This window comes from Thermoactinospora rubra, from assembly GCF_002093975.1.
Taxonomy (GTDB): domain Bacteria; phylum Actinomycetota; class Actinomycetes; order Streptosporangiales; family Streptosporangiaceae; genus Nonomuraea; species Nonomuraea rubra_A.
On the sequence record NZ_MSZZ01000022.1, the window covers coordinates 83393 to 102376 of the forward strand.

General features: G+C 71.2%; 17 protein-coding genes and 1 pseudogene. 8 read left to right on the forward strand and 10 right to left on the reverse strand.

Annotation, left to right across the window (positions count from 1 at the left end; genetic code table 11):
* Nucleotides 1-9: 9 nt before the first annotated feature.
* On the reverse strand, nt 10-1395 hold the full coding sequence (locus BSB02_RS22005; RefSeq protein ID WP_169729416.1) for an extracellular solute-binding protein: 1386 nt from the start codon (nt 1393-1395) through the stop codon (nt 10-12).
* A 314-nt stretch (nt 1396-1709) separates the two neighbouring features.
* On the opposite strand from BSB02_RS22005, the gene BSB02_RS22010 reads away from it, so the two are divergent.
* Complete coding sequence (locus tag BSB02_RS22010) at nt 1710-2540, forward strand: Cgl0159 family (beta/alpha)8-fold protein (protein WP_206184824.1); 831 nt, start codon at nt 1710-1712, stop codon at nt 2538-2540.
* A gap of 155 nt (nt 2541-2695) precedes the next feature.
* Here the strand turns inward: BSB02_RS22010 and BSB02_RS22015 are convergent, their stop codons facing one another.
* The gene (locus BSB02_RS22015; RefSeq protein WP_158088699.1) at nt 2696-3199 is read right to left on the reverse strand and encodes an AfsR/SARP family transcriptional regulator; all 504 of its coding nucleotides are present in this window, start codon (nt 3197-3199) and stop codon (nt 2696-2698) included.
* A 396-nt stretch (nt 3200-3595) separates the two neighbouring features.
* Between BSB02_RS22015 and BSB02_RS43640 the strand changes: the two are divergent.
* The 6 genes and pseudogenes from BSB02_RS43640 to BSB02_RS22045 all read left to right on the forward strand — a co-directional run.
* Nucleotides 3596-3946, forward strand: a pseudogene (locus BSB02_RS43640) (lactococcin 972 family bacteriocin); the annotation flags it as partial.
* A 113-nt stretch (nt 3947-4059) separates the two neighbouring features.
* A complete protein-coding gene (locus BSB02_RS42415; protein WP_240506574.1) occupies nt 4060-6117 on the forward strand; it encodes a hypothetical protein in 2058 nt (685 codons plus the stop codon).
* Nucleotides 6118-6145: 28 nt separating this feature from the next.
* Complete coding sequence (locus tag BSB02_RS22030; RefSeq protein ID WP_084961540.1) at nt 6146-6763, forward strand: ATP-binding cassette domain-containing protein; 618 nt, start codon at nt 6146-6148, stop codon at nt 6761-6763.
* 84 nt (nt 6764-6847) lie between these two features.
* Nucleotides 6848-7738, forward strand: coding sequence for a 5-deoxy-glucuronate isomerase (iolB, locus tag BSB02_RS22035; RefSeq protein ID WP_084961333.1), 891 nt, complete (start codon nt 6848-6850; stop codon nt 7736-7738).
* Nucleotides 7735-9564: a 3D-(3,5/4)-trihydroxycyclohexane-1,2-dione acylhydrolase (decyclizing) gene (iolD, locus tag BSB02_RS22040; RefSeq protein WP_084961335.1), complete on the forward strand. Its 1830-nt coding sequence runs from the start codon at nt 7735-7737 to the stop codon at nt 9562-9564. Before iolB ends, iolD begins: the two co-directional genes overlap by 4 nt.
* A gap of 119 nt (nt 9565-9683) precedes the next feature.
* Complete coding sequence (locus tag BSB02_RS22045; protein WP_084961336.1) at nt 9684-10715, forward strand: AI-2E family transporter; 1032 nt, start codon at nt 9684-9686, stop codon at nt 10713-10715.
* Between the two features lie 3 nt (nt 10716-10718).
* Here the strand turns inward: BSB02_RS22045 and BSB02_RS41100 are convergent, their stop codons facing one another.
* Nucleotides 10719-11264, reverse strand: coding sequence for a DivIVA domain-containing protein (locus BSB02_RS41100; RefSeq protein ID WP_276206344.1), 546 nt, complete (start codon nt 11262-11264; stop codon nt 10719-10721).
* A gap of 97 nt (nt 11265-11361) precedes the next feature.
* Nucleotides 11362-12477 (reverse strand): dual-specificity RNA methyltransferase RlmN, encoded by a 1116-nt coding sequence (gene rlmN, locus BSB02_RS22055; protein WP_084961340.1) that lies wholly within the window; start codon nt 12475-12477, stop codon nt 11362-11364.
* A 35-nt stretch (nt 12478-12512) separates the two neighbouring features.
* Here rlmN and BSB02_RS22060 point away from each other — a divergent pair, with 35 nt between their 5' ends.
* On the forward strand, nt 12513-13511 hold the full coding sequence (locus tag BSB02_RS22060) for a suppressor of fused domain protein (protein ID WP_084961342.1): 999 nt from the start codon (nt 12513-12515) through the stop codon (nt 13509-13511).
* Nucleotides 13512-13520: 9 nt separating this feature from the next.
* Here BSB02_RS22060 and BSB02_RS22065 read toward each other — a convergent pair whose 3' ends face one another.
* The 6 genes from BSB02_RS22065 to BSB02_RS22090 form a co-directional block, all read right to left on the reverse strand.
* The gene (locus tag BSB02_RS22065; protein ID WP_240506575.1) at nt 13521-14363 is read right to left on the reverse strand and encodes a phosphatidate cytidylyltransferase; all 843 of its coding nucleotides are present in this window, start codon (nt 14361-14363) and stop codon (nt 13521-13523) included.
* A gap of 163 nt (nt 14364-14526) precedes the next feature.
* Nucleotides 14527-15084 carry a ribosome recycling factor gene (gene frr / locus BSB02_RS22070; RefSeq protein ID WP_084961346.1) on the reverse strand — a complete coding sequence of 186 codons (558 nt, stop codon included), beginning with the start codon at nt 15082-15084 and terminating at the stop codon, nt 14527-14529.
* 9 nt (nt 15085-15093) lie between these two features.
* Nucleotides 15094-15792: a UMP kinase gene (gene pyrH / locus BSB02_RS22075; RefSeq protein WP_240506586.1), complete on the reverse strand. Its 699-nt coding sequence runs from the start codon at nt 15790-15792 to the stop codon at nt 15094-15096.
* Nucleotides 15793-15957: 165 nt separating this feature from the next.
* Nucleotides 15958-16791: a translation elongation factor Ts gene (gene tsf, locus BSB02_RS22080; RefSeq protein ID WP_084961350.1), complete on the reverse strand. Its 834-nt coding sequence runs from the start codon at nt 16789-16791 to the stop codon at nt 15958-15960.
* A 363-nt stretch (nt 16792-17154) separates the two neighbouring features.
* Entirely contained in the window at nt 17155-18027 is an 873-nt protein-coding gene (gene rpsB / locus BSB02_RS22085) for a 30S ribosomal protein S2 (protein WP_084961352.1), read from the reverse strand.
* Between the two features lie 291 nt (nt 18028-18318).
* Entirely contained in the window at nt 18319-18975 is a 657-nt protein-coding gene (locus tag BSB02_RS22090) for an ArsR/SmtB family transcription factor (RefSeq protein WP_084961354.1), read from the reverse strand.
* Nucleotides 18976-18984: the final 9 nt, after the last annotated feature.

An 18984-nucleotide genomic window follows, 5' to 3' on the forward strand; every position in this document is an offset into this window, starting at 1 on the left:
GTCGCCAGGCTAGCTCGCGATGTTGGCCGCACCACCGACGAGCCCCTCCAGCTTCTTGGCGTAGTCGGCCGCCGCCTGCTCCGGCGGCGTGCCGCCGACGACCGCCGCCGTCGCCTCCTGCAGCGCCACCGACACCTGCGGGTAGACCGCCAGCGGCGGCCGGTAGGCGGTCAGCGGCAACACCTCCTCGGAGATGAACTGCAGGAGCGGGTCACCGGTGAGGATCTCCTTGTTGACGTCGGTCCGCGGCGTGATGCGCACGTTGCCCTTGGTCTCCTGCTTGAGCGCCTCGGGCGACAGGGTGAAGGCCAGCAGCTCGAAGGCCTCCTTCGGGTGCTTGGTGTTGGGGTTGAGCGTCCGCAGCGCGCCGCCCGACATGCTGACGAAGTCCTGCCCCCGGATGCCCTTGCCGGGCTCCATCGCCGGGATCTTGGCATACCCCACCACCTGGTCGCGATCGGCCATCTTCGCCACGCCGTCCTGCGGGTTCAGCACGCCGCGCCAGAAGTAGTCGCCTTCGAGCAGGATGCCGATCTTCCCCTCGGCGAACTGGGCGAAGGACTTGTCCCTGCCCTTGGCCTCCTGCTGCAGCTTGGGGTCGCCCAGGCCGCCGCCGTAGATCTTCTGGTAGAAGGCCAGCACGTCCTTGATCGGCTGGCTCGCGCCCGACCACTTGCCGCCGGAGTACACCTCGCCGCCCGCGCCCGCCAGCAGCGGCAGCACGCCCTGCATGGTGGTCGCCTCGCCCATCGCCGTGCCCGCGTTGATCTGGATGGGCACCGGGACGCCCGCGGCCTTCAGCTTGCCGCCGGCGTCGAGGATCTCCTGCCAGCTCGTGGGCTGCCAGTCGGCCGGCAGCCCGGCCTTGGCGAAGAGCGTCTTGTTGAAGTACAGCACCCGCCCGTCGGTGCCGATGGGCAGCGCGTACTTCTTGCCGTTGAAGGTGGCCAGGCCCTGCACGGCCTCGGGGATCTGGGCCCAGCCGTCCCAGGAATCGGCCTCGGGCACCAGCTCGGCCAGCGGCTTGATGTAGCCGGCCTCGGCGAACTCGCCGGCCCAGATGCCGTCGATGTCGATGACGTCCGCGCCCTTGCCCGACTTCAGGTCCAGGGCCAGCTTGGTCTTGTACTGCTCGTCGTCGACGCCGTTGGGGACGAACTTGACCTTGACGTTCTTCCCCTTGGCCTTCATGGCCTTCTCGAACTCGGGGATGAGCCACTTGGTCAGGTGGTCCGCGGCGGCGGCGTTCTTGCCGCCGGAGATGGCGTTCTGCGTGATGGTCAGTTCGATCGCGTCGCCACCGCCCGATCCCCCGGACTGGCCGCACGCGGCCAACGCCAGACCCGAGGCGGCGAGCACCGCGACGGCGCTCAGGCTTCTCTTGCGCAATCCCATGCATACCCTCCGGGGTGTCCGAAACGGGAGGCACCAGGGCGCCTAATATGTCATGACATGAAGACGACGTAAAGACTTGTTCTAGGGAAGACCGCGTGGCGTACGCTGCGGTTTCCCGACAGTAAACGATTGCACGTCAGGTAACGGGCGTATGTCCTGCGAAGGGGTTACGGTCACGTCACAATCGGGCATAGCGGACGTACTGATGTCATGACATTATGCGTAACGAGACAGGAGGGGCGTTGGACGACCTGATCACCGTGCACGGCTACGACCGGCTCACCCGGATCCGGGCCACCCAGCCGGAGCGCGTCATGGAGGCCGCCGCCCAGCGCGTGCGCGCCACAGCCAGGCTGCAGGCGCCCGACCGTCTCTTCCTCATCGCCGCCGACCACCCGGCGCGCGGGGCACTCGCCGTACGGGACCGTCCCCTCGCCATGGCCAGCCGCCACGACCTGCTGGACCGGCTCCGGGCGGCGCTGGCCAGGCCCGGCGTGCACGGCATCCTGGCAGCGCCCGACGTCGTGGAGGACCTGCTGCTGCTCGGCGCCCTCGACGGCAAGGTCGTCTTCGGCTCCATGAACCGGGGCGGGCTGCTGGGCTCGGTGTTCGAGGCCGACGACCGCTTCACCGGGTTCGACGCCGACGCCATCGCCGCGCTGGGCCTGGACGGCGGCAAGATGCTGTGCCGCATCGACCCCTCCGACCCCGTCACGGTCGCCACGCTGGAATCCTGCGCCCGCGCCGTCACCTCGCTGGCCCGCAGAGGGCTGATCGCGATGGTCGAGCCCTTCTGGTCGGCCCGGTCGGGCTCCGGCCCGCTGCGCAACGACCTGTCGCCCGAGGCGATGATCCGCGCCGTCAGCGTGGCCTCCGCCCTCGGCGCGACCTCCGCCTACACCTGGCTCAAGCTCCCGGCCGTCCCGGAGATGGACCGCGTTATGGCCGCCACCACCCTGCCCACCCTCCTGCTCGGCGGCGACCCCTCCTCCCTGGACGACGCGCTGGACCAATGGGGCCGCGCGCTGCGCCTGCCCGGCGTGCGGGGGCTCGTCGTCGGCCGCGCCCTGCTCTACCCTCCAGACGACGACGTCACCGCCGCCGTCGACGCCGCCGCGGCCCTGGTCGGAGAGGACGCCAGCTGACCTACATCCCGTACGGCGAGGCCGCCTCGTCCCCGTGGGCCGTGGAGATCACCCCGGGACGGCCGGATGGACCTACATTCGAGTTCCAGCGTGTCCCCCAGGCGACGCCGTCAAGCAGGTTCAGCGGGCGGAGCGCGCAGGCCCACTGTCTTCGTTCAGCTGCGCCGGGATCCCGCCATGTCAGGTGTCAGCATGGCCGCGTCGTAGCGCCGGATCAGACATTCGGTGACGTCTTCTTGCAGGTCCAGGTATCGCAACGTGAACCCGTCCAGGCGTTCGCGCAGCGCGTCCGACACGGTGGCGCCCATGCCCGCCGGGCCGCGCCACAGTTGCAGCGCCTCCTCCAGCAGGCGCAGCGCCGCCGCGCAGTCTCGGCTGCGCAAGGCCTGCTGCGCCGTCTCGGCGCACCGCGTGAACACGTGGACGTCGATATCGTCCAGGGAGGCCGTCAGCCGGTATCCGCCGCCGCTGCCGCCGCGTGAGGCTCGCAGCGTCTCCACGGCGACGGCAGAGGCGCCGCTGATCCGCAGGTAGCGGCGTATCGTCGCGATGTGGCCGCGGAGGTTGTTGATCGCCGAAGGCGGCAACACGTCCCACAACATGCCGCACAGCCGGTCGTGGGACACGGTCGACCCCGCTTCGAGCGCGAGCGCCGTCACCGCGCCCGCCGAGGCCGCTGTCGGTAACCGCACCGGTTCGCCGTCGAAGGCGAGTTCTACTTGTCCTAGAAGCCGAATCAACGTCTGGCTCTTCCCCCGCCTCGATCCCCACTCATGCATGGATCATGCAACAGCGAGTAGCAGGCAATACTGACACGAGGCGAAGTTTCGTGTCAGTGACAGTCGCCTGTCGTCACGGGACGCCGAGGCGGAGGGCGACTTTCCCCATCGGCGCCGTGATGTACACCGACTGTGCTTCCCCTGTGCCTCGCCGATGCGGCGCAGTGGTGTGATCTCAAACGCCCGGACGAAGAGATCCGGGTGGAGCTAGAGTGTGGGCGGCCCGGCTGCGCAAGGTTCCGCCCACACGTGTCGGCGACACGGAGGAGCTACCTCATGGCACGAAAGCTCCTGCTCGCTCTCGTCCCCGCGGCTGCCGCCGCTGCCGCGCTGGCGTTGTCCGGCACCGGCGCGGCCGTCGCCAGCCCCGAAACCGACGGCGGCATGGTGGAACTCGACGGCCCGAAGAACGGCCCGGTCGGCACGCTGGAGAACCCCGGCACCACCGTGAACGTCGGCGGCGGCACCTGGTACTACGGCACGACGTGGGCCAAGGGCACCTGGTCGGACTACTACCACGGCAGCCGCTGCCACGGCTCCTCGGCGCAGGGCACCTACTTCGACCGCTCGCCGAACACCGCCCGAGGCTACTGGGCACGGGCCTGGGCACCGAGGGCGGATTCCGGCAACAAGGCCTGGTGCGGCACTGCTAGCCGTCGGCTGACTCGTCCGGCATACCACGACGCGGGCCGGCAGGCGTCCCCTGTCGGCCCGCGCCATCGCGTCGACCTTGGAGGAACGTGCCTCACCGAGGAATCAGGTTCGCCTACGCGGCCTTCCTGGTGTTCTCCTGTGTCGCCGCCTTCGTCGTGTTACGCGGCGACGAGCAGGCGGGAGTCCAGGGCAACGACGCGACGGTGCGCGTGGCCGGAGACGGCAGGGCGAGTGGCCGGCAGGTCGTCGCGATGGTGGAGGCGTTCGCCCATCGCAGAGGCGTGAACGTCGGCAAGGAACAGCCGGACCTGACCGATCCAGGCAATGTACGGCATCTGTATCTGGCGGTCGGCGACCCCGACGCTCCGACGACGAGCTGGCCGTCGGCGGGCTATCCGGCGTTCGTGCCCGGCATCACGACGAGGATCCACGACATCGGCGAGGCGGCTTCGTCGCATCCCGGCGGCTATTACATGGTGTTCGGGGACGGGGAAGCCGCGCAGGAGCTCGCCGCCGAGTTCACGAAGCTGGGCTTCGAGGCCGAAGCCCATCGTCCGACACTGACCGGCTGGATCGCCGCCTACTTGTCGGACGGCTCGCTGCTGTGGTGCCTCCCGATCGTCACCACCGTGACGATGTCGCTGGTGGCGCTCAGCGTCATCATGGACGCCAAGGCCTACGGGATCCAGCGGCTGCAGGGCCGGTCGTTCGCCGCGATCCTGGCGAGGGACCTGCGCCTGCTGCTGCGGTTTCTCGCCTGGCTGGTGCCGCTGCTGCTGGCCGTACTGGTGGCGGCCTTGTATGCCTACAACGGGCTGAACCAGGTGGCGGACTTCCTGATGACCGCCGCCGGTTTCGCCGCGGTCTGGACGGTTGTCGCCTTGGCCACGCACGTTGTGGCGTTGACGTTCCGCACCCGCATCGTCTCCGCGATCAAGGGCGAGGTGTCGGGCCTGCTGGCGATGCTCTGCACCTACGCGGTACGGCTGGCCGCGGTGCTGTTGGCTTTCACCGTCGCAGTCTCCGTCCTGGCGGCCTGGAAGACGCTGGAGAACCACAAGGCGAGCAGACAGCAGTGGGTGGCGGCCGGTCACGCGGTGCGCGTCTACCTGAGCGGCACCGCCACGAGCCGCGAGGGCGTGCCGGTGATGGAGCAGGCGGTGGGCCGCTGGGTCCGCGACGCCGACAGACACGGCGACGCGATCATCGCGGTGCGGCGGTTCCTCACCGAGATGACCACCGTCCACGGCGAACTCCTCGTGGTCAACGACACCTACCTGCGGCACCAGCGCGTCATGCTGGCGTCGGGGAAGCCGGCTCGCGCGGCGCGAAGAGACGTCGAGGTGCTGATTCCTCCGATGCCGGCCCACCGGCAGGCGGAGGTCGTCGCAGGGGTGACCAGGTGGGCGGCGCTCATGGCGGACCTGGCCGAGACTCCGGTCCCGAAGGTGGTGCCACGTGGCCTGGCGGAGGGCCAGACGTTGTTCGCCTACGGCTCGGGCCAGGGCTACGTCCGGGATCACCTGCTGAGCGACTCGGTCGTCGTGGTGCTGCCGCGCGAGGCGGATCTGATCCCGCCTGCCGAATACACGGCGTACGCGACGATGGGCGGCGTCGTCTTCCCCGATCCGGCAGTCGTCGCGAAGGCCCGCGCCGATGCGGCGATGGCGGTCTACATCAACGGCGTGCAGCCGGTGGCCCGCAAGGCGGCCGACGAGCATCGCCGTCTGGAGTGGGAGTTCCGTTTCCAGCTGCTGAACCTGGCGGCGGCGCTGGCGGTGCTGTTCGTCACCGGCGTCGGCATCGGCATCGGCTTCTGCCGCAAGAACGCCAAACGCATCTTCGTCCAGCATGTCCACGGATGGTCGTTCCTGGCCACGTATCGCAAGGTGCTGACGATCGAGGGCGCGGTGATCGCCGCCTTCCTCGCGTGGATCACCTGGGACACGTTGTCGAGCCTGGCGCGGCTGCGCGGCCGGATTCCCGGCTCGATGCCGCCTTGGGAGTATGACGAGCTGGCCGCCGTCACCGGCTGGGAGCCGGTCCTGGTGGCGGGGATCGGCTCCGCCGGGCTGGGGTTCATCGTCGCCACGCTGGTCAGCCTGAACCGGCGTTTCGTCAAGGAGGTCTCAGCCGATGCGTGAAGCGACACCCGGGAAGGCCGCGACGCCGCTGGTCAGCGTCGTCGATGTCGCGAAGGAGTTCGGCTCGCGCGTGCTGTGGGACGGGCTCGGTTTCGACGTCGAGCACGGACAGATGCTCGCGTTGACGGGAGCCAGCGGCGCCGGGAAGACGACGCTGCTGAACTGTCTCGGCCTGCTGGAGACGGTCGACCGTGGCCACATCGTGATCGGCGGCGCCGACGTGACGAGATTCGGCCCGCGACGGGCCCGGCTGTTTCGCCGAGACCAGCTCGGCTACCTGTTCCAGAACTACGCGCTGATCGAGAACGCCACGGTGGCCGACAATCTCGACGTCGCCTCGCGGCCGGGGAGAGGACGCCGCGGCGGGTATGAGGAGGCGCTGGAGCAGGTCGGCTTGGCGGGCCGCCTGAAGGAGAAGGTGTTCCGTCTGTCGGGAGGCGAGCAGCAGCGGGTCGCGCTGGCCCGCCTGATCGTGAAAAGGCCCGTGGTGGTGCTGGCGGATGAGCCGACCGGCGCCCTGGACGAGGCCAACGCCGACGCGGTGATCAAGATTCTGCGGGGGATGGCGAGCCAGGGCTGCGCCGTGATCATCGCTACGCACAATCCCCGTGTCGAGGCTGCCTGCGACTCCGTTGTACACATCTAGGCTCCCCCAGATATGTCATGACATCATGGCAAGCATGCGAGAGGTCAGTCGCCGCCGCAGCCGCCTCGTCAGGGAGGACACCAGATGACCTATATTCCGTACGGCAAGGCCGCCTCGTCCCCATGGGCCGTGGAGATCACCCCGGAGACGGCCGGATGGACCTACAGCGGCCTGCGGGTGATCGACCTCGACGGCGACCCGGTGAGCTTCGAGACGGGCGCGGAGGAGATGATCGTCCTGCCGCTGTCCGGGTCGTGCTCGGTCACCTGCGCCCCGGTCGACCCCACGCCCACGACCACGTATCCCGCCGCCACAGGCGCGCCCGAGGAGCACTCGGTGGCCTTCGACCTGACCGGCCGGGAGTCGGTCTTCGACGGGCCCAGCGACTTCGCCTACCTGCCCGTCGGCTCGTCGGTCACGCTCAGCGGCCGCGGCCGCATCGCGCTGCCCTCCGCCCGGGCCGCCCGCCGCCTCCAGCCCCGCTACGTGCCCGCCGCCGACGTCCCCGTCGAGCTGCGCGGCGCCGGGCAGGCCAGCAGGCAGGTGCACAACTTCTGCGCGCCCGACGCCTTCGAGTGCGACAAGCTGGTGTCGGTGGAGGTGCTCACGCCCGGCGGCAACTGGTCGTCCTATCCCCCGCACAAGCACGACACCGAGGCGCCGGGCGAGGCGGTCCTGGAGGAGATCTACTACTTCGAGGGCGGCCCCGGCTACCAGCGTGTCTACAGCTCCGGCCGCGGCCCCATCGACACGCTGGCCGAGGTGGGCCCCGGCGACGTGGTGCTCGTGCCGCACGGCTACCACGGCCCGTCCATGGCCGCCCCCGGCTACGACCTGTACTACCTCAACGTCCTGGCGGGGCCCGCGCCGCAGCGCTCGATGGCCTTCTGCGACGACCCCCGCCACGCCTGGATCCGCGACACGTGGCGGGAGCAGGAGATCGATCCGCGCCTGCCGTACGGGAGGACACGATGACACGGCTCACGGTGGCCCAGGCGGTCACGCGGTTCCTGGCCCGGCAGCACTCCGAGCGCGACGGCGTCGAGCGGCCGTTCTTCGGCGGCGTCTTCGGCATCTTCGGCCACGGCAACGTGGCGGGGATCGGCCAGGCGCTCGCGGTCCACGGCGACCTGCCGTACTACCTGGCACGCAACGAGCAGGCGATGGTCCACACGGCCGCAGCCTACGCCCGCGCCAGTAACCGGCTGGCCACGCTGGCCTGCACGACCTCGATCGGGCCCGGCGCGACGAACATGGTCACCGGCGCCGCCGGGGCGACGATCAACCGCCTGCCCGTGCTGCTGCTGCCCGGCGACGTCTTCGCCACCCGCGTGGCCAACCCGGTCCTGCAGGAGCTGGAGGACCCCCGCTCCTACGACGTGTCGGTCAACGACTGCTTCAAGCCCGTCTCGCGCTACTGGGACCGGATCAACCGGCCCGAGCAGCTGCCCTCGGCGCTGCTGGCCGCGATGCGGGTGCTCACCGACCCCGTGGAGACCGGCGCGGTGACGCTGGCGCTGCCGCAGGACGTGCAGGCCGAGGCGCACGACTGGCCGGAGGAGCTGTTCGAGCGGCGCGTGTGGCACGTCCCGCGGCCGCGGCCGGAGGAGGCGGCGCTGCGCCGGGCCGCCGCGCTCATCAGGGAGTCCGCGCGCCCCCTGATCGTCGCCGGGGGCGGCGTGATCTACAGCGAGGCGACCGAGGCGCTGCGTGCCTTCGCCGAGGCGTGCGGCGTGCCCGTCGCCGAGACCCAGGCGGGCAAGGGCGCCCTGCCGTACGGTCACCCGCTGGCGGTCGGCGCGGTCGGCGCGACGGGCACCACGGCGGCCAACGCCCTGGCCCGCGAGGCAGACCTGATCATCGGCGTCGGCACCCGCTACAGCGACTTCACCACGGCCTCACGCTCGCTGTTCGCGCCTGGGGCGCGGGTGGTGAACCTCAACGTCGCCGCCTTCGACGCGGCCAAGCTGACCGGCCTGCAGCTCGTCGGCGACGCCCGCGCGGGCCTCGCGGACCTGGCGGCCGCCTGCGCGGGCTGGGCCACGGACGAGGCGTACCGCTCGCGGGTCGCCGAGCTCAACCGCGCCTGGAACGCCACCGTGGACGCCGCCTACGCGCTGGAGCCCGCCGACGCGCTGCTCCCCCAGCCGGCCGTCATCGGCGCGGTCAACGCCGCCGCGGGCGAGGACGGCGTGGTGGTGTGCGCGGCCGGGTCGATGCCGGGCGACCTGCACAAGCTGTGGCGGCCCAGCGGGCCGGGCTCCTACCACGTGGAGTACGGCTACAGCTGCATGGGCTACGAGATCGCGGGCGGCCTCGGGGTCAAGCTGGCGGCGCCGCAGCGCGAGGTCTTCGTCCTGGTGGGCGACGGGTCGTACCTGATGATGGCCCAGGAGCTGGCCACCGCCGTGGCCGAGGGCGTCAAGCTGATCGTGGTGCTGGTGGACAACCGGGGCTTCGCCTCGATCGGCCGCCTGTCGGAGAGCGTGGGCGCCGAGCGGCTGGGCACCTCCTACGCCTACCGGGGCTCGGGCCGCTACGACGGCGGGCCGCTGCCGGTGGACCTGGCGGCCAACGCCGCCAGCCTCGGCGCCGCGGTCATCCGCGCGGACACGCTGGCCGACCTGCACAAGGCGCTGGAGACGGCGCGGGCGGCCGAGCAGACGACCGTGATCTACGTGCGCGCCGACCCGATGATCGACGCGCCGTCGTCGGAGGCGTGGTGGGACGTGCCGGTCGCCGAGGGCACCGACCGGCGCGCGGCCTACGAGGAGGCCAAGCGGGCGCAGCGGCCCTTCTGAGGTCGGCGCGTGAGGTCGGCGAGGTCGGCTGCGAGGTCGTCGGCGCGCGAGGTCGGCGTGGCGCGTGCGGGAGAGGTCGGCGGGGTTGCCGGTGGCGCGTGCGGGGGTAGATCCTCCGCATGGCCGCCACGACCAGGGCGTGGCGCGCGCTCGGGGTGATCGCGCTCACCGCGGTGATCGTCTGGCTCCTCTGGTTCGCGCGCTCCGTCGTGCTCCCCGTCATCCTCGGCGTGTTCCTCACCACGTTGCTGCTGCCGCCCGCCCGCTGGCTGCGCGCCCGCGGCATGGGCCGCGCGCTGTCCACCGCCGTGGTCTGCGTGGGCGGGCTGCTGCTGGGCGGCGCGCTCGTCGCGCTGCTCGTCCCGCCGACGATCAGCGGGATCACGCAGCTGCGCGACAGCATCGGCAAGACCCTCGACGACCTGCACTCCCTGGCGCTGTCGCTGGGGCTCACCGACGCCACGATCGACCGGCTCATCACCCAGGCCAGGCAGTACGTCACCGAGCAGGCCCAGCAGATCGCCACCGGGGCGGTCACCGGGGCCCGCGTGGTCGTCGAGTTCGTGATCGGCGCGGTGCTGGCGGCCATCCTGGCGATCTACTTCGTGCACGGCGGCGACCGGCTGTTCGCCTGGCTGGTCGACCTGCTGCCCGCCGCCGCCCGGCCGCGGGTGCGCGACGGCGGCCGGATCGTCTTCGACGTCGTCGGCCGCTACATCCGCGGCGTCGCGCTGGTCGGCCTCGTGGACGGCTTCTTCATCGGCCTGGCGCTGTGGCTGCTCGGCGTCCCCATCGCCGTCCCCCTGGCCGTGCTGACCTTCGTGGGCGCCTTCCTGCCGGTGGTGGGGGCCTTCCTGGCGGGGCTGCTGGCCGCGGCCGTGGCGTTCGCCGCCAAGGGCTGGGCGGTGGCGCTCGTCGTGGTGGCCGTCACCGTCGCCGTCCAGCAGCTCGAGGGGCACGTGCTGGCGCCGCAGATCTACGGCCGGGCGCTGGACCTGCCGGGCGCGGTCATCCTCATCGCGATCGCCCTGGGCGGCGTGCTGGCCGGGATCACCGGCGCCTTCCTCGCCGCGCCGATCGTCTCGGCCGTGGTGGCGCTGCTCAGGCACCGGGAACCCGAGCCGGAGGAGACGGCTCCAGCCCGCGCCTGACGGTCAGCGCTGTTCCAGCACGTCGGCGATGCCAGCCAGGAAGGTGTCCACGTCCTGGATGAGGTAGCCCGGGCGCACCAGCACCGTCGGGAACTTCACGGTGCGCACCTCCTCGGCGGTCACCGGGTCGCTGGTCGTGCCGCGCAGCGTGGCCACGATGCGGTCGAGGAAGGCGTCGACGGCGTCCTCGTTGTAGCCGCTGCCCATCCGGCCCGGGCGGAAGGCCGCCCGCTCCACCCTCGCGGCCTGCTGCTCGAACCACTGCTCGCGGAGTAACTCGCCGGTCGGCTCGGCCATCGCCAGCCGTACCGGGGCCTTCTGCCGGGTCTCCAGCGCCACCACGAACGCCTCGAGCGCGAAGTCCACCGCCGTCTCGTTGTAGCCGCCCCGCCTGACCGAGAAGGTGGCCCGCCGCACCTCATCCGCGGTCACCGGCTCCAGGTCCCGCGGGCCGCGGCCCAGGGTGGACTCGATGCGCTCGATCAAGGCGTCGACCTCGGCGGGGTCGTAGCCTGACCGCATACCCATGACACGCGGAAAGCGATTCAAGCGGGGCCTCCAAGATTCGTCGCCACTCCATTGTGGGGCCAGGAGGAACCTACCGGCGAGTCGCCGCGAAAGCGTACGGCCCCGGCGCGGAGACGGGCTACTCGGCGGCGGCGAGCTGCCCGCAGGCGCCGTCGATCTCCCTGCCCCGGGTGTCCCGTACGGTCACCGGCACGCCGTGCAGCTGGAGGCGGCGCACGAAGGCGCGCTCGTCCTCGGGGCGCGAGGCGGTCCACTTCGAGCCCGGGGTCGGGTTGAGCGGGATCAGATTGACGTGCACCAGCTTGTTCTTGATCAGCCTGCCGAGCAGGTCGGCGCGCCACTCCTGGTCGTTGACGTCCTTGATCAGCGCGTACTCGATCGACACCCGTCGCTTGGTCTTGGCCGCGTACGCCCAGGCGGCGTCGAGCACCTCGGCGACCTTCCACCGCGTGTTGACCGGCACGAGCGTGTCGCGCAGCTCGTCGTCGGGGGCGTGCAGCGACACCGCGAGCGTCACGGGCAGGCCCTCGTCGGCGAGCTTGGCGATCGCGGGGACCAGGCCCACCGTCGAGACCGTGACGTTGCGGGCGGAGATGCCGAGCCCGCCCGGCGCCGGGTCGACCAGGCGGCGCACGGCGCCGACGACGGCCTTGTAGTTGGCCAGCGGCTCGCCCATGCCCATGAACACCACGTTGCTGACGCGCCCGGGACCGCCGGGGACCTCGCCCCTGGCCAGGGCCCGGGCGCCGGCGACGACCTGCTCGACGATCTCGGCCGTGGACATGTTGCGCGTCAGCCCGGCCTGGCCGGTGGCGCAGAAGGGGCAGTTCATGCCGCACCCGGCCTGGGAGGACACGCACATCGTCACCCGGTCGGGGTAGCGCATGAGGACCGACTCCACCAGCGCCCCGTCGAACAGCCGCCACAGCGTCTTGCGCGTGGCCCCGCCGTCGGTGGTCAGCTCGCGCACCGGGGTCAGCAGCGGGGGCAGCAGCGTGCCGAGCCGCTCGCGGGAGGCGGCGGGCAGGTCCGTCATCGCCTGCACGTCGGTGGTGAGGTGCGTGAAGTAGTGCCGGGAGAGCTGGTCGGCGCGGAAGGGCTTCTCGCCCAGCTCGGCGACGGCCGCCCGGCGCTCGGCCATGGTGAGGTCGGCCAGGTGCCGCGTGGGCTTGGCGCGCCGCGGCGCGGCGAACTGCAGCAGCGGCCGCCCGGCGGGTCCGGGATTCTGACTCACGCAACTCTCCAGGACGATCTAGAGTGTCCAAACGTATGGCGATTTTTCGGTCCGCCGCCGGCGAGGGGCACACCGAGGTCGTCCTCACCGCCGGTAACCCGTACGGCAGCCGCACGCTGGTGGTCGAGCGTGACGAGGAGTCCTCGGTAGCTTACCTGTGCTCGCCCGACGGCACCGTCCACGGAGCGGTCTGGCTCGCCAACCACCGCGAGGCCCCCGAGGCGGTCGACCTGCGCCGGATCAACGCCGGGCTGCCGCCGCTGATGCCCAGGGCCAACACCCGTCACCCCGCCGGGCGCCGCCCGCTGGCCCAGCTGACGCCGCTGTGGTTCGAGGAGGGCGACGGCGTCGCCCTGTATGAGAACGACGAGCTCCTCGCGGTCATTCCTGGCTGGGCGGACATGAGCCGCGGCATGCCCGGCTACGCCCGCGACGCCATCGGCGAGACCCCCTTCGCCTGGGCGCTGTCGGAGGCGCTGGAAGGGCTCGCGCCCCGCCTGGCCAACGCGCGCTCCTACTGGCAGTGGCGCTTCTCCGAGGGCTCCTGGGCGTCCTTCCAGCAGTTCGTCATGGGCCACCTGGACCGCGCGGTCGGCCCGGCCGGGCGCTACTGGGACGCCAGCGGCGAGCGCCTGCCGACCGTGGGCATCAGCGAGCGGCCCCCGCACGGCGACCGCGAGGTGACCGTCCTGTCGACCGTGGGGATGAGCTGCCAGCGCATGCCGACCGTCGAACAGTGGATCGACCAGCCCGACGCCTACGCCCGCATCGAGCTCGCCGTGGCCACGCGGGACGACCCCCGCGACGCCGCCCTGCTGCTGGTGTGGCTCGCGCAGTACCCCTGGCACTCGGTCACCTGGCTCGGCCACGGCCACACGGCCAAGTGGTACCACGAGCCGTCCACCTTCCCCTTCGGGCCGCAGTACGCCGGGGTGCTGCTCAACGCCGAACCCGACGACATGCCCGACATGTCGGGCTTCCGGTTCGGCGGCGAGGCCGTCCGCTGGCTCTGGCTCGAACCCTGGAACGGCTGAGCCGCCGGGTCACCCGAAGAACAGCGTGAGCAGCAGCCAGACCGGGATGAGCGTCGCCACCAGCGAGTCGAGCCGGTCCATCACGCCGCCGTGCCCGGGCAGGATCGTGCCCATGTCCTTGATCCCGAGGTCCCGCTTGATGATGGACTCGATCAGGTCCCCGATGGTCGCCAGCGCCGCGGCCAGCGCGCCGAGCAGTGCCCCCTGCCACAGCGCCCCGCCCATCAGCCACGCCACCAGCCACGCGCCCACGGCCACGCAGCCGATCACGGACCCGGCGAACCCCTCCCAGGTCTTCTTCGGGCTGATGACCGACATCTTGTGCCTGCCGAACAGCACGCCGGCGAAGTATCCGAAGATGTCGCTGGCCACGGTCACCGCGATGAAGATCAGCACCCGGTAGGGGCCGTCGTCGGGCTGGAGCAGCAGCGCCGCGAACCCCGCCAGCAGCGGCGGGTAGACCAGCGTGAACACCGAGGCCGTGGTGTCGCGCACGTACCCCTCGGTGCCGCCCGCGAACATCCGCCAGACGAGCAGCGCGAAGACGGCCACCACGAAGGTCCCGAGCAGCCACGACGGCCCGCCCCAGTACGCTCCCGCGATCATCGCGGTCATCGCGGCCAGCACCGGGACGATCGGCACGGCGATCCCGCGCGTCGCGAAGGCCCGCGACAGCTCTGCCACGCCGACGCCCACGGCCGCCACGATCACCGCCAGGAAGATCTCCTTGACGGTGAACAGCGAGACGATGACCAGGGCGCCGAGCCCCACGCCCACCGCGATGGCGGCGGGCAGGTTCCTTCCGGTACGGCTGCCGCCGCTCGGGCTGGTGCCAGCCGTACTTTCTTCCACTGGATCTCCCCTGACGCGGCGCGCTGCCGAATCCTGCCGCGCGGCCGCGCCGTACCGCACGCGGTATGCCTCACCTCACCGTACGGCCAGCCGGACCGCCGTGCCGACGGCATGTATGCGACGGTCCCCGTGCCGCGCGGGCACGGGGACCATGCTCGGCGGCTCAGACCTCGAGCAGCTCGGCTTCCTTGTGCTTGAGCAGCTCGTCGATCTTGGCGACGTGCCTGTGCGTGATGTCCTCGAGCTCTTTTTCCGCCCGCCGCACCTCGTCCTCGCCGGCCTCGCCGTCCTTGACCAGCTTGTCCAGGGCCTCCTTGGCGGCGCGCCGGATGTTGCGCACCGACACCCTGCCGTGCTCGGCCTTGTTGCGCGCGACCTTGATGTACTCCTTGCGGCGCTCCTCCGACAGCTCGGGGAAGACCACGCGGATCACCTGACCGTCGTTGGTCGGGTTGACGCCCAGGTCGGAGTCGCGGATCGCCTTCTCGATCGCGCCCATCGCGCTCTTGTCGAACGGCTGGATGATCACCATGCGGGCCTCGGGGACGTGGAACGAGGCCAGCTGCTGGATCGGGGTCGGCGTGCCGTAGTACTCAGCGTTGATCTTGTTGAACATCGACGGCGTGACCCGGCCCGTGCGGATGCCCGCGAAGTCCTCCTTGGCGACCGCGACGGCCTTGTCCATCTTTTCCTCGGCTTCGAGGAGAGTTTCGTCGATCACAGCGGCTCCCTACTTCCCTGCCGGACTCACCAGCGTGCCGATCTTCTCACCGCGGACCGCGCGCAGGATGTTCCCCTCGCCCATGAGGTCGAACACCACGATGGGCAGGTCGTTCTCCCTGCACAGGCTGATCGCGGTCTGGTCCATGACGGCGAGGTCGCGCACCAGGACCTCGGCGTAGTCGAGGTGGTCGAACCTGACCGCATCGGGGTTCTTGCGCGGGTCGGAGTCGTAGACCCCGTCCACCTGAGTGCCCTTGAGCAACGCCTCCGCACCTATCTCCAGCGCGCGCTGGGCCGCGCAGGTGTCGGTGGAGAAGAACGGCGAGCCCAGCCCGGCGCCGAAGATGACCACGCGGCCCTTCTCCAGGTGCCTGATGGCGCGCCTGGGCAGGAACGGCTCGGCGACCTGCTGCATGGTGATGGCCGTCTGGACCCGCGTGTCGATGCCACGCTTCTCCAGGAAGTCCTGCAACGCCAGGCAGTTGATCACCGTGCCGAGCATGCCCATGTAGTCGGCCCTGGCGCGGTCCAGGCCCTGCTTGGACAGGGCCGCGCCACGGAACATGTTGCCGCCGCCCACGACGACGGCGACCTGCACGCCCTCGCGCACCGCCTCGGCGATGGAGTCGGCCAGCTGGCCGACCACCGCCGCGTCGATGCCGAGCGGCTCGCCGCCGGCGAAGGCCTCGCCGGACAGCTTCAGCATCACCCGCTTCCACCTCAGCGGGTACGAAGAAGCCGCCGACGCAGCTGGCTCCTGAATCTCCTGCACGACGGCGGCCTCCTCGGTGTTGCGGTGTCCGCGGACTAGCGCTATGGACTAGCGCTATGGACCTCTGTGGACCCTCAAAGGACCCTCTATGGACAGAGACTAAGCCTGACCGACCTTGAAGCGAACGAAGGCGAGCACCTCGACGCCGTTCTCCTCGGCGTACTTGCCGACGGACTTCTTGTTGTCCTTGACGAACGCCTGCTGGAGCAGGGTGAAGTCCTTGTACCAGCCGTTGACGCGGCCCTCGACGATCTTCGGGATCGCGGCCTCGGGCTTGCCCTCCTCGCGGGTCATCTCCTCGAAGAGCGCGCGCTCCTTCTCGATGACCTCGGCGGGCACGGACTCGGGGGTGAGGTACTTGGGCGCCATCGCGGCGGCGTGCTGCGCGATGTCCTTGGCGACCTCGGGGTTGGGCTTGTCGAGCTGGACCAGCACGCCCACCTGCGGCGGCAGCTGCGGGTCGGTCTTGTGCATGTAGGCCGCGACGAAGCCGCCCTCCAGCACCGCGAAGCGGCGGACCTCGATCTTCTCGCCCAGCGCGGCGTTCGCCTCGTCCAGGTGCTCCTTGACCGTCTTGCCGTCGAAGGAGGACTCCAGCAGGCTCGCCACGTCGGCCGGCTTGGTGGCCAGCACGTGCTCGACGACGCGGGCGGCCAGCTCCTGGAAGCGCTCGCCCTTGGCGACGAAGTCGGTCTCGCAGTTGAGCTCCAGCAGCGCGGCCAGGGAGTCGCCGTCCTGCTTGAGCGCGATCAGGCCGTTGGAGGCGGTGCGCGCCTCGCGCTTGCCGACGTCCTTGGCGCCCTTGAGGCGCAGGATCTCGACGGCGCGGTCGAAGTCGCCCTCGGCCTCCTCCAGCGCCTTCTTGCAGTCCATCATGCCGGCGGCGGTCAGCTCGCGCAGCCGCTTGACGTCGGCCATGTTCACGGAAGCCATTGCTATTCCTCGTGGGATGTCGTCGTGGTCCGGTTGGGCGCATCCCGCCCTTGGGTGCCGGTGCGGCTGGCGCCCGGCTTCGGTGGTACGGCTCGCGGCCCGGCCTCGCGCCTGCTCCGCCGGAGCCTCGGTCTCCCGGCGGCGCGCGACCCGGACCCTGCACGGGTTTGGGTCTTCGCCGGCCGTTCGGCGTCTCGCCGGGTGCTCAGGCCCCGCCGACCCGGCCTGGGCCTGCCGGGGCCCGGCTCTGCCGGGAGTCCGGCTCCCCGCCGGGCCGTCGAGCCTGGCCGGGCCATCGATGCCCCGCCAGGCTCCGGACGCCCGGCCGCGAGGGCCTGGCGGCGCGAGCCGTACCGCAAGCTCTTAGGCCTGCTCCTCGGCCGGAGCGGCAGCCTCGGCCTCGGCGCTCTCGGCGGCCGGCTCCTGCGCCTCGGCCTGCTCGGCCGGAGCCGCGGCCTCGGCCTGGGCGCCCTCGATCAGCTCGCGCTCCCACTCGGCCAGCGGCTCGGCGGCGGCGGGCTTCTCGTCACCGCGCGCGGCGCCCGAACGGGCCATCAGGCCCGCGGCCACGGCGTCGGCCACCACGCGGGTCAGCAGCCCGACCGCGCGGATGGCGTCGTCGTTGCCCGGGATCGGGTAGTCGACCTCGTCGGGGTCGCAGTTGGTGTCGAGGATCGCGACGACCGGGATGCCCAGCTTGCGGGCCTCGCTGATCGCGATGTGCTCCTTCTTGGTGTCGACGACCCACACGGCGCTCGGCACGCGGTTCATGTCGCGGATGCCGCCCAGCGTGCGCTCCAGCTTCTCCTTCTCGCGGCGCCGCATGAGGAGCTCCTTCTTGGTGAGCCCCGAGGCGGCGACGTTGTCGAAGTCGAGCTCCTCGAGCTCCTTCAGCCGCTGCAGCCGCTTGTGGACGGTGGAGAAGTTGGTGAGCATGCCGCCCAGCCAGCGCTGGTTGACATACGGCATGCCGACGCGGGTGGCCTGCTCGGCGATGGCCTCCTGCGCCTGCTTCTTGGTGCCGATGAACAGGATCGTGCCCCCGTGGGCGACAGTCTCCTTGACGAAGTCGAAGGCGCGGTCGATGAACGACAGCGACTTCTGCAGGTCGATGATGTAGATGCCGTTGCGCTCGGTGAAGATGAAGCGCTTCATCTTCGGGTTCCACCGGCGGGTCTGGTGCCCGAAGTGAACGCCGCTCTCGAGCAGCTGTCGCATGGTGACGACGGGGGCCATCTGCTGGTCCTCCAGGTCGGCGCGCGGATGCGCGGTTTCTCGGTTGTGCCGCGGAGGCGGGTGCCGCCTCCGCCCTGACACCCCTGAGCCGCTCCAGCCTGGCGGAGCGCCAGGACCGAGGGACCGGCTCGCGGTGGGGCGTGCGAAGTCGGCCTGCTGTCGATCGAGGCTCGCTCTCCCAACGCACAGGCCACCGGAAAGTGTACCTCCTGACCGGGCGGGCTCGGCCCCGCCGCTGGTCTGGGGCACGCACGTGCCGCTGCTGGCGCGGGCCGTACGGCTGGCGCCGTGTCAGGCCCCGCCCTCCTCCGGCCGGTCGGCCGCGGCCTCGCCGCGAGCCCGGTCGTGGTCCTCGGTCGGCAGCCCCGGCACGCGCCGTTCCGGGCTGGGGAAGAGCCGGATGTGGGCCTGCACGACCCGCGCCCCCTCGGGCACGCCCTCCTGGCGGCGGCTGCCCGCCGAGTACGGCTGGACGAGCTCGTCTATCCGCTCCCCCAGCTCCTTCAGCTCCTGGGCGGTCATCAGGAGCGTGGCGCTGTTCATCGCCGTCGCGTCGCGCCACTCCTCGGGCTCGAACTCCAGCCGGGCCAGGGCGCGTCTGGCGGCGTCCTCCTGGTCCTTCCAGAGGGCGTCGATGAGCAGCTGCTTGGCCGCCCGGGTCTCCAGCGCGTCGCCGGGCTCGTACTCGATCGAGAAGCCGTCGCGGACGTTCTTCCAGAGCCGTTCCCGGCCGTCGCCCCGCGGGGGCGCGTCCTCCACGAAGCCGTACTTGGCAAGCATCCGCAGGTGATAGCTGGCCGCGCTCGGCGTCACGCCGGCGACCTCGGCCAGCTCCGTCGCCGTCGCGCTGCCCACCACCGCCAGGCGGTTGATCATCGCCAGCCTGGCCGGGTGCGCCAAAGCCCGCATCGCCTTGGGGTCGCTCAGCGGACGCCGCCTCTCGCTCATGGACCAAGG

Excerpts from the sequence above, each read along its gene's own strand:
- BSB02_RS22060 (WP_084961342.1), top strand. The coding sequence starts at position 12,513 with ATGGCGATTTTTCGGTCCGCCGCCGGCGAGGGGCACACCGAGGTCGTC.
- tsf (WP_084961350.1), bottom strand. The coding sequence starts at position 16,791 with ATGGCTTCCGTGAACATGGCCGACGTCAAGCGGCTGCGCGAGCTGACC.
- rpsB (WP_084961352.1), bottom strand. The coding sequence starts at position 18,027 with ATGGCCCCCGTCGTCACCATGCGACAGCTGCTCGAGAGCGGCGTTCAC.
- pyrH (WP_240506586.1), bottom strand. The coding sequence starts at position 15,792 with ATGCTGAAGCTGTCCGGCGAGGCCTTCGCCGGCGGCGAGCCGCTCGGC.
- BSB02_RS22010 (WP_206184824.1), top strand. The coding sequence starts at position 1,710 with ATGGAGGCCGCCGCCCAGCGCGTGCGCGCCACAGCCAGGCTGCAGGCG.
- BSB02_RS22090 (WP_084961354.1), bottom strand. The coding sequence starts at position 18,975 with ATGAGCGAGAGGCGGCGTCCGCTGAGCGACCCCAAGGCGATGCGGGCT.
- BSB02_RS22005 (WP_169729416.1), bottom strand. The coding sequence starts at position 1,395 with ATGGGATTGCGCAAGAGAAGCCTGAGCGCCGTCGCGGTGCTCGCCGCC.
- iolD (WP_084961335.1), top strand. The coding sequence starts at position 7,735 with ATGACACGGCTCACGGTGGCCCAGGCGGTCACGCGGTTCCTGGCCCGG.
- iolB (WP_084961333.1), top strand. The coding sequence starts at position 6,848 with ATGACCTATATTCCGTACGGCAAGGCCGCCTCGTCCCCATGGGCCGTG.
- BSB02_RS22045 (WP_084961336.1), top strand. The coding sequence starts at position 9,684 with ATGGCCGCCACGACCAGGGCGTGGCGCGCGCTCGGGGTGATCGCGCTC.